Annotated in this window: 16 protein-coding genes; 8 read left to right on the forward strand and 8 right to left on the reverse strand. The window is 71.9% G+C overall.

The annotated features are described in order from the left end of the window. The first annotated feature begins 119 nt into the window (after nt 1-119). A complete protein-coding gene (locus ACFV6E_RS07185) occupies nt 120-659 on the forward strand; it encodes an ArsR/SmtB family transcription factor (RefSeq protein ID WP_385459782.1) in 540 nt (179 codons plus the stop codon). After that, nucleotides 656-1954, forward strand: coding sequence for an MFS transporter (locus ACFV6E_RS07190; protein WP_385459784.1), 1299 nt, complete (start codon nt 656-658; stop codon nt 1952-1954). The genes ACFV6E_RS07185 and ACFV6E_RS07190 overlap by 4 nt, the downstream gene beginning before the upstream one ends. A gap of 325 nt (nt 1955-2279) precedes the next feature. Here the strand turns inward: ACFV6E_RS07190 and ACFV6E_RS07195 are convergent, their stop codons facing one another. Beyond that, nucleotides 2280-2807 (reverse strand): GNAT family N-acetyltransferase, encoded by a 528-nt coding sequence (locus tag ACFV6E_RS07195; RefSeq protein WP_385459786.1) that lies wholly within the window; start codon nt 2805-2807, stop codon nt 2280-2282. A gap of 231 nt (nt 2808-3038) precedes the next feature. Beyond that, nucleotides 3039-3302, reverse strand: coding sequence for an AAA family ATPase (locus tag ACFV6E_RS07200; protein ID WP_385459788.1), 264 nt, complete (start codon nt 3300-3302; stop codon nt 3039-3041). A 330-nt stretch (nt 3303-3632) separates the two neighbouring features. Between ACFV6E_RS07200 and ACFV6E_RS07205 the strand changes: the two genes are divergently transcribed. Together ACFV6E_RS07205 and ACFV6E_RS07210 are read left to right on the forward strand one after the other, a co-directional pair. Further along, nucleotides 3633-4142 (forward strand): nuclear transport factor 2 family protein, encoded by a 510-nt coding sequence (locus ACFV6E_RS07205; protein ID WP_385177675.1) that lies wholly within the window; start codon nt 3633-3635, stop codon nt 4140-4142. A gap of 65 nt (nt 4143-4207) precedes the next feature. Continuing rightward, nucleotides 4208-4474: a barstar family protein gene (locus tag ACFV6E_RS07210; protein WP_385177677.1), complete on the forward strand. Its 267-nt coding sequence runs from the start codon at nt 4208-4210 to the stop codon at nt 4472-4474. A gap of 352 nt (nt 4475-4826) precedes the next feature. On the opposite strand, the gene ACFV6E_RS07215 is transcribed toward ACFV6E_RS07210, so the two are convergent. Next, nucleotides 4827-5423, reverse strand: a complete 597-nt coding sequence (locus tag ACFV6E_RS07215) for a TetR/AcrR family transcriptional regulator (protein WP_385177678.1) — start codon at nt 5421-5423, stop codon at nt 4827-4829. Between the two features lie 145 nt (nt 5424-5568). On the opposite strand from ACFV6E_RS07215, the gene ACFV6E_RS07220 reads away from it, so the two are divergent. Beyond that, on the forward strand, nt 5569-6609 hold the full coding sequence (locus ACFV6E_RS07220; protein ID WP_385459790.1) for an aldo/keto reductase: 1041 nt from the start codon (nt 5569-5571) through the stop codon (nt 6607-6609). Between the two features lie 131 nt (nt 6610-6740). Here the strand turns inward: ACFV6E_RS07220 and ACFV6E_RS07225 are convergent, their stop codons facing one another. Both ACFV6E_RS07225 and ACFV6E_RS07230 read right to left on the reverse strand, forming a co-directional pair. Then, nucleotides 6741-8126 (reverse strand): MFS transporter, encoded by a 1386-nt coding sequence (locus ACFV6E_RS07225; protein ID WP_385459791.1) that lies wholly within the window; start codon nt 8124-8126, stop codon nt 6741-6743. Further along, on the reverse strand, nt 8123-8968 hold the full coding sequence (locus ACFV6E_RS07230; protein WP_385459792.1) for an alpha/beta fold hydrolase: 846 nt from the start codon (nt 8966-8968) through the stop codon (nt 8123-8125). Before ACFV6E_RS07230 ends, ACFV6E_RS07225 begins: the two co-directional genes overlap by 4 nt. A gap of 92 nt (nt 8969-9060) precedes the next feature. On the opposite strand from ACFV6E_RS07230, the gene ACFV6E_RS07235 reads away from it, so the two are divergent. Next, nucleotides 9061-10029, forward strand: coding sequence for a LysR family transcriptional regulator (locus ACFV6E_RS07235; protein WP_385177342.1), 969 nt, complete (start codon nt 9061-9063; stop codon nt 10027-10029). A 233-nt stretch (nt 10030-10262) separates the two neighbouring features. Here the strand turns inward: ACFV6E_RS07235 and ACFV6E_RS07240 are convergent, their stop codons facing one another. Genes ACFV6E_RS07240 through ACFV6E_RS07250 form a run of 3 tightly spaced genes read right to left on the reverse strand, consistent with a single transcriptional unit; the run spans nt 10263 to nt 13281 of the window. Beyond that, nucleotides 10263-10832 carry a TetR/AcrR family transcriptional regulator gene (locus ACFV6E_RS07240; protein WP_385177340.1) on the reverse strand — a complete coding sequence of 190 codons (570 nt, stop codon included), beginning with the start codon at nt 10830-10832 and terminating at the stop codon, nt 10263-10265. Between the two features lie 30 nt (nt 10833-10862). After that, nucleotides 10863-12374, reverse strand: coding sequence for an MFS transporter (locus tag ACFV6E_RS07245; RefSeq protein ID WP_385459794.1), 1512 nt, complete (start codon nt 12372-12374; stop codon nt 10863-10865). Between the two features lie 13 nt (nt 12375-12387). Continuing rightward, entirely contained in the window at nt 12388-13281 is an 894-nt protein-coding gene (locus tag ACFV6E_RS07250; protein WP_385459796.1) for an SDR family oxidoreductase, read from the reverse strand. A gap of 128 nt (nt 13282-13409) precedes the next feature. Between ACFV6E_RS07250 and ACFV6E_RS07255 the strand changes: the two genes are divergently transcribed. Together ACFV6E_RS07255 and ACFV6E_RS07260 are read left to right on the forward strand one after the other, a co-directional pair. After that, complete coding sequence (locus ACFV6E_RS07255; RefSeq protein WP_385459798.1) at nt 13410-14414, forward strand: DUF3500 domain-containing protein; 1005 nt, start codon at nt 13410-13412, stop codon at nt 14412-14414. Nucleotides 14415-14602: 188 nt separating this feature from the next. Continuing rightward, nucleotides 14603-15502 carry an SDR family oxidoreductase gene (locus ACFV6E_RS07260; protein ID WP_385459800.1) on the forward strand — a complete coding sequence of 300 codons (900 nt, stop codon included), beginning with the start codon at nt 14603-14605 and terminating at the stop codon, nt 15500-15502. The last annotated feature ends 64 nt before the right edge of the window (nt 15503-15566 follow it).

A 15566-nucleotide genomic window follows, 5' to 3' on the forward strand; every position in this document is an offset into this window, starting at 1 on the left:
GACCGGCAGCGGGCCGGGGAGGGGCTTCGGCGAAAGGGCTCGCGCGCCCGGGAACCGGAGGTCGGGAGTCCGCGCGCACCCCCTTGCGCAATGGTCAAGAAACGTTGACCATTGCTCGCATGCCTACCGACGATCTCCCCGACACGTTCCGCGTCACCACCGACGAACAGCTGCGCGCCGTCTCCAGCCTCACGCGCCACCGGATCATGGCCGTGCTCCGCTTCGAGCCCGCGACGATCACACAGATCGCCGAACGGGTGGGCCTTGCCAAGGGAAGCTCCAGCTACCACGTGCGGCTGCTGGAACGGGCCGGCCTGGTCAAGGTCGTACGCACTCGCAAGGTGCGCGGCGTCACCGAGCGGTACTACGCGATGGCCGCACGCTCGATCGAGCTGCCGGGCCCGGGCGAGGGAGGGCCGGACGTGCTGATGCGGCACGCGGTGGCCGACCTCGAAGCATCGCCGGCGGACGGCGAGCGGCACGTGCGGATGGCGCACCTGCGGCTCACCGGGGAGCAGTTCGCGCAGCTGGGAGCGCGCCTTGAAGCGCTGGCGGACGAATACCGGGAGCTGTCCGACCCGTCGCTGCCCGACGCCTCCCTCGTCTTCGCACTGTTCCACCCGGCACGGCGCACGCAGACCGAGGAGGGCGTCAAGTGACCACAACCGCTGGGACGTTACCGACCGGGTTCGGACGGCTGTGGACCGCGCAGACGATCTCCTCGCTCGGCGACGGGGTGTCGCATGCCGCGCTGCCGCTGATCGCGCTGACGCTGACGCGCGATCCGATGGCGCTCGCCGTCGTCACGGCCGCCGGGACACTGCCCTGGCTGCTCTTCGGGGTGCTCGGCGGTGCGCTGGTGGACCGCTGGGACCGCCGGCGCACGATGTGGGTCGCGGACGCGGCCCGTGCGGTGTTGCTCGGCATACCCGCGGCGGCGGCCGTGCTCGACGTGCTGAGCATTGGGCTGCTCGCGGCCGTCGCCTTCCTGCTCGGCCTCGGCGGACTCTTCTTCGACACCGCCGCCACGGCCTATCTGCCGGATCTGCTCCGCCGGGATCCCGTGCTCCTGGAGCGCGCCAACTCCCGTCTGCGCGGCGCCCAGACCGCCATGTCCGGCTTCGCGGGGCCGCCCGCGGGCAGCGCGCTGCTCGCGCTCGGGCGGGCGGTTCCGCTGCTGGCCGACGCGGCGTCGTTCCTGGCCTCCGCGCTGCTCGTCCGGTCGCTGCCCGCCATGCCCCGACCCGTGCCGGAGGCCCGCGAGTCGCTGCTCGGACAGGCGCGGGCCGGGGCCTCGTACGTCTTCCGGGACCGGGTGCTGCTCGGCCTCGCGCTCCGCCCGGCGGTCGGCAACATCGCCTTCCTCGCCGTCGAGACCGTCCTCGCCCTCTTCGCGCACGACCGCCTCGGCATCGACACCTACGGCTTCGGGCTGCTTCTCACGGCGGAGGCCACCGGCGGCCTGCTCGGCGCGGCCATCGCCTCCCGCCTCGGCCGGCGACTTGGCACCGGCACCGCACTGACCTGCACGGCCGCCGTCGAAGGGCTCGCCATCCTGGGCCTTGCCGCTGCCCCGAACCCGTACGCGGCCGGGCCGGCGCTCGCCGTCTGCGGGGCCGGCATGGGCGCCACGATGGTCCTCGCCCCCTCCCTCAGGCAGGCGATCGTCCCGGCCCACCTCATGGGCCGGGTCACCTCCACCTCCCGCATGCTGGCCATGTGCGCCGCGCCCCTCGGAGCCTTCCTCGGCGGCTGGCTGGCCACCACCTACGACGTCCGCACCCCGCTCTGCACCGCCGCCGGCCTCCTCCTGACCATGACGGCCGTCACGGCATCCATGACCAGCAACCGCCGTGTCGAAGCAGCCCTGCGCGCCGCCACCCCGACGGCCGGCACCCCGGACCACCCGGCGCCCAACGAACCCACCCAGGAGCACGCACCCGACCCGTCCTGACACCCGCGCCCAAGGCAGAGCCCCAGTCGGCCCGCGCAGGAGCCGGTGCCGGGTGGTTGCGGCGATGATCAAACAGGACCGGCGGTCGCCGGCCTCGGGGAGGGCGGAGTTGTGGACGTGCGCGGTGAACGTCTCCGGTGCGGGCCGGCCCACATCGTCGTACGCCATCAGCACCGTGTCGATCCGCTCCCACAGCTTCACCGGTCCGCCTCGCGCACCTCCCAGCCTTCCCGGCGCGGGTCAGGGCGGCGGCCGAGGTTGGGCTCCTGCTCTGCCCGTTGTCGTGGACCATGGACGGAACCAAAATGGACTGGTTTCGTGCAGCTCAGCTGTGGTCGACGCTGGATGCGGCCTCGCGGGTCATGCGTAGGTTGGGCAGCCTTCCTTGCCAGAGCTTTCGCTCGCCCGTGATCTTGAACCCGTGGCGTTGGTAGAAGCGGACCGCGCTGTCGTTGTAGTCGGTGACCCATAGGCATATGGGTGCGGCTCCGGCCCAGGTGAAGAACTTGGTCATCATGCGGCCACCGAGCCCTTGGCCCTGGACATGGTTCAGCAGGTACATCGGTCCGAGGGTGACCACCTCCTCGCGGCGCCCGCAGAGAACGCCGACGATCTCGGTTCTGGAACGGACGACACGGCAGAACAGCAGGTCCGGTTGCTGGTTCGCTGCCTCGATGAACTCCCGCCACTGGATGATGCCTTCGGCGGTGGCTGACGAGCCGCGATGCTCACGGATCCAGTTGTTGTCGATGCCCATTTCCGGGTTGGGGTATGTCTGCAGCCAAGCTTCCAGCAGCAACGGCCCCAAGCACGCGGAGTCGTCCGGACGGGCGGATTCGATCACGTAGGTCATGGCAATGATCCTCGCCGATCATCCACCGCCTCGGGCCGCTGAGACAGACGTCAGCCGACTCCGGCGGGCTGCTCCGTTCGCGCCGGCTCCCGCATCGTCATATCGACGAGGAAGCCCGTACAGCCTCCTACACGAATAGCGAGCAGGCCGAGCCCGCCGGCTTCCACAGTCCAAGCGGTGAAGGGGCGGAACTGATCCGAAGCCCCGCCCGTGATCGTTCATGGGCGTCCGTCAGGTGCCGAGGCCCGGACGGTCGCGGAGCTGGCGGCGTGAGCTGATGCCGAGTTTGCACTGCGCCCCGGACACCCGTACGACCCTCAGCCCGGGAGCCGTCCGCCCGGCATGGTCCAGCAGGCTGCTCTTGCCCATGCCCGCATCGCCCCGCAGGACCAGCGCCCCGCCCCGGCCCGCACACGCGGCGGCCGTCAGCTCGGCGAGATGCCCGATCTCGCTCTGCCTGCCGACGAGTTGGCCATCGGTTCGAGCATCCGTCATGCCGCACACGCTGGGCCGGCCTCGGTTGCCGGGCAGAAGAGCGTTCGCAGGGCGGAACAGCCACTGCGGTCTCTTTGTCGGCCGACGACCGGGCCGGCCCTCTGCCGCGGAACGGGAGGGGCCGATGCTGTCGAAGAGGGCCGGCAGTCTACGTAGTTCTTGCCGACGCGACGGTGGTCCGGGGCGCAGCAAGCTGGTCCCGACGTCGGACGGCACCGTACGGGCCCGTGACCGGGTCCGTCTTCCGCCACGTCCTGGCCGCCGAACCTGTCAGAAGTTCGCGCGCGCCGAGAACCGTAAGTTGCCCCACCGTCCAGAGGATGCTCACCGATGAAGCTCCGCCGATCCGCGAAACTGGCGACGCTGACATGCGCCGCAGCGGTCGCCGCCACACTCTGCACCACCGCCTTCACCCCGCAGCCCGCCGCCCGGCACCACAGCACGGGGATCGTCGCCGACTGGGCCGCCGCCTGGAACGGCACCGATCCCGATGCCCTCGGCGCCCTCTTCACCGCCGACAGCAGCTACACCGACCAGGCCATAGGCGTCACCATGCACGGCCGCGAGGAGATCTCGGGGTGGAAGACGCGCACCGACGCCGGTATCGACGACGTCCACATCAAGGTGCGTGCCGTCCACCGGGACGGTGACCACATCACCGTCGAGACCGACTACTCCGGCCACATCAAGGGTGCGCCCACACCCTTCTCCGTGCCGGCCGTCGCCCTGCTCAAAGTCGACAGCCCCCACCGGCTCGTCACCGAGCAGGACTACTACAACCTGAGCGCCGTGATCGCCCAGTCCGGTCTTCCCGCCGACTGGTCCCCGTCGGCTTCCTGACCCGTAGGGCATCCCCGGCCGTCCCCGGCCAGGCTGGTGGGGTTGCCGCTCCAGGATGAGTGTTCATGCTGGCCATCGACGTCTCCTGTGTGCTCTCGGAGGACGAGCTGCACGGCCTGCTGAAGCGGGAGTTCGGCTTTCCGTCCTTCTACGGCAGAAACTGGGACGCGTTCTGGGATGCCGTCTCCGGCTTGGCGATTCCCGATCATGTGCGTTTCCTTGGCTGGGCTTCCTTCTTGGAGCACGTCCCGGGCGGAGGTCGCATGCTCCGGCGTCAGCTGGACAACCTCCGCGATGAGTACCGCCCCGATCTGCGCGTCGAGTACGTGTAGGCGATGTGTCCGCGTCCAGGACCCGGTAGCGGACGTTCGTGCTCGCACGCGCTGCTGTTGAAGAGGCGCACCGACTGGCCCTGGCCCCCGTCCGATGGGGCCAGGGCCAGTCACGGTAGCGGGCGCTGAGGACGCCGAGGACATACTGGTAGCGGCCCTCGGCCTCGGCGTTGCGCTGCCACTTCACTCGCTCGACGAGTAGCTCGTCGGCGCTCGGCCGGGTCTCCAGCGGGCACATGACCTCGCGGAGGAAGTCCTCGAGCGGCATGGCCACCGGCCTGTCCTGCTGCCCCATTCAATGTGGTCCGCGTCGCCGGCGGGACGAGCCCGACCACGTCGACGTTGCTCTTCGTCAGCTCAGGAGTGCGGGGGGCCGCAGCCCGTCACAGAGCAGGCGTACGACCTCCCGTGCCGTGTTCTCCCAGCCGGGCTGGCCGTGGGAGGCGCAGATGCCGCCCATGGCGCGGAAGACGGTGTCCGCGGTGATGTCGGCGCGGATCGTCCCGGCGGCGGCTCCGGCGGCCATCAGCTGCCTGATCGTGTCGGTCATGGCCTCGCGGCCCCGGCTGAACACGGGCGAGCCCAGGTCCATCAGCGTCTTCAGCGCGACGGCCATGCTGCGGCTGTCCACGGCGTGTTGGATCAACTGCTCCAGAAACGCGCGCAGCGCGTCTTCGGGAGGTTCGGTCGCCAGCCGGGCCGGCGCACTGGCGCACATGTCCCGCACCTGCCCGTCGTAGACCGCCTCGATGATGGCCTCGCGGGTGGGGAAGTGGCGGTAGAAGGTGCCGACGCCGACTCCTGCGCGCCGGGCGATCTCCTCCACGCGGACGTCCGCCTCCCCGGCGGTGAAGGCCTCGTACGCGGCGTCGATCAGCGCGTCCCGGTTGCGCTGGGCATGGGCCCGCAGCGGCCGGATGGCCGGGGGTGTGGCGTGGTCGTCGTCCACTGCGGCGGATCCTCCTCGTACTGCTGTCCTCAGGGACTCCACCCTACCGGAATCCGATTCCGCTATGGTTGCGGAATCGGATTCCGGTTTCTCTCCGGTCTCCGTCCGTCATGCCGTCTGCCACCTCTTCTCGGAAGGCACAGTCATGCTCCACACCACGTTCGGCCGCGGCACCGGCCTGCGTGTGTCCGAGTTCGCCCTCGGCACCGCCACCTTCGGCACCGGCCCCGACGCACCCGCCCCGCCCGCCGCGGCGCGGGCGGTCTTCGAGGCGTTCGCCGAGGCGGGCGGCACCTTCATCGACACCGCCGACCGCTACCAGGGCGGGCAGTCCGAGACGGTCGTCGGCGAGCTGCTGGGCGCCGACCGCGAGCGGTTCGTCCTGGCCACCAAGTACACCTCCGGCAGCGACGGGCTGACCGGCATCGGCGCCGCCGGCAACGGCCGCAAGACGATGATCCGGTCGCTGGAGGCGAGCCTGCGGCGGCTGCGGACCGACTACGTCGACGTGTACTGGGCCCACCTGCCCGACACCGTCACCCCGGTCGAGGAGATCGTCGCCGCCTTCGACGACCTGGTGCGGGCCGGCAAGATCCGCTACGGCGGCCTGTCCAACTTCCCCGCCTGGCGGGTGGCGACCGCCGCGACCCTCGCCACGCTGCGCGGCCGCGCCCCTGTCCTCGGCATCCAGATCGAGTACAGCCTCGCCGAGCGCACCGCGGAGCGCGAACTGCTGCCCATGGCCGAGGCGTTCGGGCTCGGCGCAGCCCTCTACTCGCCGCTGGCCGGCGGCCTGCTGACCGGCAAGCACCGGCGGGGCGACGCCGACAGCCGGCGCGTCGCGCGTCCCGAGACCGCGCACACCTCGGCCGTCCTGGACACCGTCCTCGACATCGCCGACGAGTGCGGTGCGGACGCCGCCCAGGTGTCCGTGGCGTGGCTGCGCGGCCGGGCGGCCCGCAGCGCGACGGCGCTGATTCCCGTCGTCGGCGCGCGCACCACCGCGCAGCTCGACGGCTACCTCACCGCGCTCGACCTCGACCTGAGCGAGGAGCAGTACGACCGTCTCGAGCGGGTCAGCGCCGTCGCCCTCGGCACCCCGCACGAAGCGGTGGCCGGCGCCCTGCCCGGCATCTTCGGCGGCGACCTCGGCAAGCTGCGCCGACACCCGGTGCCGGTGATCTGACCGCGCGCCGTACGGTCAGGAAGGGCTTGCGGTCCCCCGCCCGCCGGGACAGCCAGTGGCGTCGGCGTCGTCCGCACCTGTCCGTCCAAGGCCGGATCTTCCGTAGGAGGGGCGGGCACCGGGGACGCGCATCAGTTCAGGCGTCCGACATGGCCGTACACGGGCTCGGTGCCAGGCCGGTCGCGGAGCCGGAGGCTGATCAGCGCGGTGAGCGTGAAGGCGGCGACCTGGTAGAGCATGGCGTGGCGGAACGCGGTGTCCGCATCGGCGGCGGGGGCGTAGTAGGCGAGTCCGGCCGCGGTCACTCCTATGGATCCGCCGAGCTGCTGTGCTGTGGGCAGCAGTCCGGACACCGAACCGGCGGCGGGGCCGTGCACCTCGGCCAGGACCAGGGTGAAGACCGAGGCGGTGAAGGCACCGAACGCGGCTCCGCCGATGGCCAGCACGGGCAGTGCCGCCTGGCGTCCCGCTGCCGAGCCGATGAGCGGGGCCAGCGCCAGGCACATCCCGGCCAGTACCAGGGACGCGACGGTGAGCACCGCCGGCCCGTGCCGGCGGGTGAGAGCGGGCGCGGCTCTGCTGCCGACGACGGCAGCGGCGGCGAACGGTGCTGAGGTCAGCGCGGCCGCCAGGGCCGAGTACCCGACGGCGGACTGAAGGTGGAGGAGAAGCAGGTAGGTGAAGGAGGGCACGCCCGTGTTGAACACGAACACCAGCAGTGTGCCCCGGCGCGCCGACCGGTCACGCAGCACCGCGGGACGGATCAGCGGGTCGGGCCGGTGCGGGAGGCTGCGGACGAAGTGGCCGAGGGCGGCAACAGCCACGGCGAAGCCGGCCCAGGTCCACCAGGGCCAGCCTGCTTCCCGCCCCAGGGCCAGGGGCAGGACCAGCGCGCCGGCTCCCACGGTGACGAGCAGCGCACCCAGCTTGTCGACGCGGAGTCCGGCCGCCCCGCGGGTGCGGGGCAGGGCGGTCGCTCCGGCCAGCGAGGCGAGCGCCACCGGCACGGTGAGGAGCATCACCGGCCGCCAGCCGGCGCCGAAGAGATCGGCGCTCAGGACGAGGCCGCCGATCAGCGGCCCGGCCAGTGACGCGACGGCCATGGTGGCGCCGTACAGGCCGAGGGCGCGCGGCCGGCGTGCCGCGGGCGTGGCAGCCTGGATGAGTGACAAGACCTGGGGAGCGACCAGGCCGCTGCCCGCGCCCTGCACCAGCCGGGCCGTGATCAGTGATGCGGCGTCGGGGGCACACGCGCCGGCCACCGAGCCCACGGTGAAGACCACGGTGCCCGTCACGAACAGGCGGCGGTAGCCGTACCGGTCGCCGAGCCGTGCGGCGGGGATGAGCAGGCACGCGTACGTCAGGGTGTATCCGGCGAGGACCAGTTGCACGGCGCCCGGGCCGGCGCCCAGACCGGCCTGTATCGCCGGCGCGGCCACCTGGACGACAGTGACGTTGAGCAGTTGCACGAAAGTGGCGCTGAGCACCACCGGCAGCACGAGGCGTCCGCCGCTCACGGCAGCAGAGCCGCGGCGAGCTCACGAGGCCGGGCGGCGAACGGGCTGTGGCTGCCCGGGAGGGTGCGCACGGTGAACGGGTTGCCGGTCATGGCCCGGTCGGCTTCCGTGATCATCAGATCCTGCACGGCCGTCGGCAGTGCCCGGTCGTCCGCACAGCGCAGGAAGGTCCGCGGGATACGCCCCCACCGGCCCGGGGTCACGATGACCGGGGTGGTGGGGATCGCCAGCGGCAGATCGGGGCTCAGTGCCGAGCGCCAGCGGTCGAAGCGGTCCCGGGGGGTGTCGTGGTAGTGGGTCTGCCGCAGTTCCTCGATGTAGGCGGGGTCCTGCGAGAGCGGGTTGATCCGCACGGCGCCCAGTTCCCCGGGGTCGCCGAGGTTCAGAGTCCGGCCTCGTGCCGTGGCGTTCTCGGGCGAGCCGAGGTAGTCGAAGAACCGTGGCCGGCCGGCGGGCACGAAGGCCGAGAGGTAGACGATCTCGTCGACGAGTTCGGGTGCGCGCTCGGCGGCGAGAGACGCGGGGCCGCCGCCCGCGCTGTGTGCGACGAGCACGACACGACGGTGGTGGCGGGCCTGGCGCAGCGTGTCCAGAACAGTGTCGGCGCTGTCGTCCATCGTCACGGTGGCGAGCGCGGACTTCTCGGTCAGCAGGCCCGGCTGGCCCGGCTGGAGGTATCCGCTGGGCAGTGGCGCGTCGAAGCCGTGTCCCGGCAGGTCGGCGGCCATGCTCGCGGCACCGAGTGCGGCGAGTGCGCGCTGCGTCGCCGCCCACTGCCCGGAGCCGTGCCAGGCCCCGTGCACGAAGACGAAGACGGTGTCTGTAGAGGAGAAAGCAGCCATGCCCGCATTCCACGCGACCTGACCTCGATCATCCAGCGAAAGATCTGACAAGCGGGCCTACGATACATATGAGATATGAATGGGAGGCTGACATGGAGGCGCGGCACCTGCGCTATGCACTGACCCTCGCCGAGCACGCACACTTCGGCCGGGCGGCCGGTGCGCTGGGCATCGCGCAGCCTCCGCTGTCCAAGCAGATCGCCGACCTCGAACGGGAAGTTGGCGCCCGCTTGTTCGACCGCACCCGCCAGGGGGTGTTCCCGACGGCTGCGGGCGCGGCCTTCCTCTCCCGGGCCCGCAGGGCGCTCGACGAGATCACGGCGGCCTCGGTCGACGCGGCCAGGGCGGCACGCGGCGAGACGGGACGGCTGCGCCTGGGGTTCATCGCCTCGGCACTGCTCGAACCCCTGCCGGACGTTCTCGGCCGGTTCGGCCGCGAACGGCCCGACGTGCGGCTGGAACTGCACGAGATGGCGACCAACCGCAGCACGACCGCGCTCGTCGCCGGCGAACTCGACGCGGCGATCGGCCTCGGCCGTCCACGAGGGGTCGGGGCCGAGCAGTTGGTATCGGTCCCGATCGGGCACGACCACCTGGTCGCGGTCGTGAGCAGTACGCATCCGTACGCGGGGCAGTCGTCGGTGGACGTGGATCAGCTGCGGCGACAGCCGCTGATCGTGGCGCCGGGCGAGGACGAGCCCGCCGTCGTCACCGGACTGCGGACCCTGCTGGGCAAGGACTCCCCGGCGCTCTCCGGCGCGACCGTCGCGAGGGACGTCCACACCATCATCGGCCTCGCCGCCTGCGGAGTGGGCGTCGGTCTGGGACCCTCCCGCATGCTGACGGCCCCACGACGAGGCACGTGGTTCTGCGAGGTGACCCCGCACACACCTCTGCCCGATCTGGTCCTGTCCTTCCAAGCCCGGGACCGCTCCCCCGCGCTGAACGCCTTCCTCGACATCATCCGCCAGAACTGCCCAGAGGTCGGTGCCGCACTCGACCACCGGCTCGGCCCACTCGAACCACAGGAAGCAGGCGACGGCGCCTCGACTCCTGCCTGACTTCGCCTCGCCGGACGAGTGGGAGGAGTTCACCTCCGTTCCTGTGAGGGCTGTTTCCCGTTTCTCGCGGTGACTCGCGTGGACGAGCCCACGGTCCGTGGCTTGTGCACGCTGTCCCGCGAACCTGTCACGCCAGGCCCGGGCATCGCCGTCGGCGCGGGTCGTGCGGAAGCTGCTCCGGCGTCGAAGAAGTCCTGTGGCAGTCGATGGGATCCCGCGGTAGTCGCGCCCCGTCAGGCCCACGCCGCGGCGAGCCGCTGGGCGTGCGTGCGCAGCTCGCGCAGCGACGGCGGCGCGTTGCCGATGACCACCATGAGCACGATCGGACCGCACAGTTCGGCGGCGGCCAGGCGGTCCTCGGGCATCCCGGGGAACGCCGGGCGCACCTGGTCCAGCACCGCCCGGGCCGGCCCGGCGAGCAGGTCGGCGTCGGCGAAGAGCTTGCTCACCTCGGCGTCGTGCTGGGCCTCGCCGAGCAGGGCCCGGTAGGCCGCGCCGGCGGTCGAGGTGGTCAGGAACTGGGCCAGGGCGACGAGGAAGTCGGTGACGGTGCGGACCGGGTCCTCGTGCGCGGGGACGGTCAGCTCGGTGTCGGCGTCGTCGGCACAGGACTCGATCAGGATGTGCGCCTTGGTCGGCCACCAGCGGTAGACGGTCTGCCGGCCGACACCGGCCCGCTCGGCGATGCCCTTCATGGTCATCGCCGAGTAGCCGATGTCGACGAGCAGGTCATCGACGGCGTGCAGGACGGCGAGCCGCGCGCTCTGGCTGCGCGGACGCCCCGGGGTGGCAGGCTTGGTCACGTCGTCAGCATATCGGGCCACAGTGCGCCGTTATCGCTGCCCGGCTGTCGGCCCGGACCGCTGCCGCCCGGCGCGAACCGCCACGGTGACGACCACGGCCCCGACGAGCGCGGTGAGCAGAGCGGCCGTCCGCAGCGCCGTGCCGACCCCGGTGGCGAAGGCCTCGACTATGGCCTGCCGCTGTCCCGGCGCCGCGACGAGCGCTTCGGCGACGGTCCGCGGAGCCGGGTGCCCGTCCCGTACGCCGGCCGGCAGGTGTGCGGTGAACGCGGCCGTGAGCACCGTACCGACCACCGCGATACCCAGCGCGCTGCCGAACTCCCGCGTCGCCGACTGCAACCCGCCCGCCACACCGGCCTGCTCGGCCGGCAGCGCCCTGGTGAGTTCGGCGCTCAGCGTGGGCAGGGCGAGCATGAAGCCGGTCCCGACGACGACCAGCCATGCCGCGTACGCCGGGTAGGGCAGGCCGGTCGCTGTGGACACGCCGAGCAGCCCGCCGCTGATGGCCACGAACGCCACGGTCAGGACGGCCGGGATGCCGAAGCGCCGCACCAGATCCGGCACGCGCCGGGAACCGGTCAGCAGCGGTATTGCCAACGGGAGGGTGCCCAACCCGGCCGCCAGTACCGAGTATCCGCGGCCGTACTGCAACAGGGAGGCGTTGGCGAAGAAGAGCCCGAAGCTGCCGAAGAAGGTCACGAACATGCCCAGGCCGGCGCTGCTCAGCACCGGGATGCGGAACAACCGGGGGTCCAGCAGCGGGTGGCTCACCCGGAGTTCGGCACCGATCCAGACCGCGCCCAGAACGGCGCCGACGATGAACGCCGAGACCACCGAGGCGCTGCCCCAGCCCTGTTCGGGCCCTTCGATGATGCCGAAGAGCAAGGCCACCGTGGCCGTGCTGAGCAGCACGGTGCCCACCGGGTCCAGCCGGCGGACGCTGCGGGCGCTCGGCGCCGCCACCATGGCGGCCCAGACCGCGAAGACCAGGGCGGTCAGCGCGACGACGCCGAACATGACGCGCCAGGACCCGACGGCCAGCAGCGCGCCGCCGGCGGTGTTCCCGACGAGCCCGCCCATGCCGGACACCGCGCCCCAGACGGCCAGGGCCCGGCCCCGCCGCTCCGGAGCCGTGGCGTGCACGAGCACCCCGACGCAGTTCGGGAGCACCAGCGCCGCGCCCAGGCCGGTGAGCGCCCGGGCGGCCAGCATGACCGGCACGTTCGGCGCGGTGGCGGCGAGCGCCGCGCCGGCGGCGAAGGTCAACAGCCCGGCCAGCAGCACGCCCTTGCGGCCGAACCGGTCCCCGGCCGCGCCCGCGGGGATGACCAGGCAGGCGAAGACGACGACGTAGGCGTCGACGATCCACAGCAACTGCGAGGAACTCGGGTGCAGCCCACCGGCGGTGATCTGCGGCACCGCCAGGTTGATGGCGGCGACCAGCCCCATGACCAGGACGGTGCAGGCGCATACGCAGGCCAGCACGGTGCCGGGGCCGCGGGTGCGCTCCGTGACGGCTGGGCGAGCTTCGACGGTGGTCATCGCGACAACCTCCTTACTCGCTGTAGGCGCCGGTCAGAATGGACTCGACCAGGGTCGGGCCGGTCGGGTCCCAGCCGAGCAGGTCGCGGGTCAGCCGACTGGAGGCGGTCATGGTCATGCCGAAGAAGCCGCCGACGAATCCGAAGTGCTCGTCGGCGTCCGCCGGGTCGATCGAGGCCACCGGGAGGTCCAGGGCCTGGCCCAGGGCCTCGGCGATGGCGCGCGTGGTCACGGCCTGTTCGGCGACGGCGTGCAGCCGGGTGCCGGCGGGGGCGTGCTCCAGGCCGAGCCGGATGAGCCGGGCGGCGTCGGTGCGGTGCACCGCGGACCAGGCGGCCGAGCCGTCGCCGATGTAGCCGGAGACCCTGTGCTCCTTGGCGGCGGCGGCCAGGAAGGTGACGAACCCCCAGTCACCGGCGCCGTGCACGGAGGGGGCGAACCGGATTGCCATCCCCCGCACCCCGCGCTCGACGTAGTCCAGTGTGAGGTTCTCGCTGCCACCGCGGTCCGCGCCCGGTCCGGCCTCCGGCGAGGCGTCGGTCTCGGTCGCCGGCCTGCCGTCAGTGAGGCCCGACAGCGCGTTCGCGACCAGGAACGGGCGGTTGGTGCCGACCAATGTGTCGAGCATGGCCTCCACGGCGGCGCGCTCGGCACGGTCCGATTCGGCCGGGTCGGCCCAGTCGTGCTTGTTGGCGAGGTGGACGACGGCGTCGGCGGTGCTGGCGCCGGTGCGCAGGCTGTCCAGGTCGTCGAGGTGGCCGGGCAGGGCGGTGGCGCCCTTGGCGGTGAGGGTCTGTGCGGCGTCCGGGGTGCGGGCCAGGCCGGTGACGGTGTGGCCGGCGGCGAGCAGTTCATCGACGGTGGCAGAGCCGATCCAGCCGGTGGCTCCGGTGACGAACACATGCATGGGAGAGCTCCTTCAGACAGGGGACAGCAAGTCGGTAACCCGTTTCGAGTCAACGTGTGTTGAAACGGTAGCAGAAACGAGGCACGCTGCCCTCAAACAGCGAAAGAAGCGAGAGAGACGGAGAAGCCATGCACATATCCGAGCTTGCGGAGTCGTTCGCGGCCACGCTGCCCCGGGCCCAGCGCGCCCGACTGCACCAGGAGTACTCGGCGGCGAACGCGGCGCGCTGGTCGAACTTCCCCCAGTCCGCCCTTGGCCACCGCGGCCGGCTCGGCCTGCGGACCGGCGCACTCACCCCCGAGCAGTGGCGGGCACCGAACACCCTGCTCGCCGCCGCCACCGGAACGGCGCCGAACCGGGGCTACGACAAGATCCAGCAGCACCTCGACGCGGACGACCACCTCCGCGCGCACGGCGCCGGCTACGGCTACGGCTACGGCTACGGCTACGGCTACGGCTACGGCTACGGCTACGGCTACGGCTACGGCTACGGCCGCGGGAACTTCTACGTCGCCTTCCTCGGTACGCCGTCGGAAATCGGACGATGGGAGCTCCAGTTCGGCGGGCACCATCTCGCGGTCGCCAACACCTACGCCGACGGCGCCCTGATCGGGGCCACGCCGTCCTTCCGGGGCATCGAGCCCTTCGCCGGCTTCGAGGCCCGGGACGGAGTCCGCGAACCCGGACGACACATGCGGGAGGCCCTGGCCGCGCTGCTCGCGGCGCTCAGTCCCGCCCAGTCGGCCGCGGCCCGGCTCGGGCGCCCCCACCATGACCTGTTGCTGGGGCCGGGACGGGACTGGGCGTTCCCGAGCCGGGCGGAGGGCATAGCGGGCGTCGAGCTGACCGCCGAACAGCGGACTCTGCTGCCGGCGGCGATCGAGGAGTATGTCGCCGACGTCGACGACGAGAGCGCGGCGCGCATCCTCGCCGGCTACGCGCGCGAACTGGACGCGACCCACGTCGCCTTTACAGGGTCGGCCTCCCTGCTCCGGCCCGGAGACTACATCCGCATCGACGGCCCGTCGGTGTGGGTCGAGTTCTCGATGCACGACGGCATCGTCCTGGCCGAGCCGCATCCGCACGCGGTCTGGCGCGACAAGAACACCGACTACGGCGGGCGCGGATTCTGAGGCTCGCACCATATTCGAGACAGCAAGACTTGAATCTAGCTTCATTTCAATACACCATGGATCGAAACAGGGACCGCTGGCAGCCCACATCCCAGGCTTCCACCGCTGCCCCCCAGGCTTCCACCGCTGCATCGCAGGCTTCCCTCGCAGCCACCTGTCGCAGTTCACCTCTCTGAAGGAGCTCTCCCATGCATGTGTTCGTCACCGGAGCCACCGGCTGGATCGGCTCTGCCACCGTCGATGAACTGCTCGCCGCCGGCCACACCGTCACCGGCCTGGCCCGCACCCCGGACGCCGCACAGACCCTCACCGCCAAGGGCGCCACCGCCCTGCCCGGCCACCTCGACGACCTGGACAGCCTGCGCACCGGCGCCAGCACCGCCGACGCCGTCGTCCACCTCGCCAACAAGCACGACTGGGCCAACCCGGCCGAGACCAACCGGACCGAGCGCACCGCCGTGCAGACCCTCGCCGAGGCGCTGACCGGCACGGGCCGTCCGCTGGTCCTGGCCGCCGGGCTGTCCGGCCTGGTCCAGGGACGGCCGGCGACCGAGGCCGACGCCTCCCCCGCCGTGGGCCCTGACTCGCCGCGCGGCGGCAGCGAGAACCTCGCTCTGGAGTACGTGGACAAGGGCGTCCGAGTGGTCAGCGCCCGCTTCGCGCCGTCCGTGCACGGCATCGGCGACCACGGATTCATCGCGCAGGCAGTCTCCGCCGCCCGCAAGCACGGCGTCTCGGCCTACATCGGCGACGGCACCGCGTCCTGGGCCGCCGTGCACCGCTTCGACGCCGCCCGGCTCATCCGGCTCGGCCTGGAGCACGCCCCCGCCGGCACACGGCTGCACGCCGTCGCCGAGCAGGCCGTGACCACCCGCGCCATCGCCGAGGCCATCGGCCGCACACTCGGCGTCCCCGTGAAGTCGGTCGCGCCGGACGACGCCATGGAGCACTTCGGGTTCGTCGGCCGCTTCTTCGGTATGGACATGTCCGCATCCAGCGCCCACACCCGCGACCTGCTGGCCTGGAGCCCCTCGGGCCCGACCCTGATCGAGGACATCAAGGCCGGAGCGTACGGCACGGCCGAGTAGCACGCCGGATCAGAGCTTGAACACGGCCAAAGAACCCTTGAACACAACCAAAGAACGGGAGACA

Origin of the sequence: Streptomyces sp. NPDC059785 (genome assembly GCF_042732375.1) — a bacterium.
Lineage (GTDB): Bacteria > Actinomycetota > Actinomycetes > Streptomycetales > Streptomycetaceae > Streptomyces.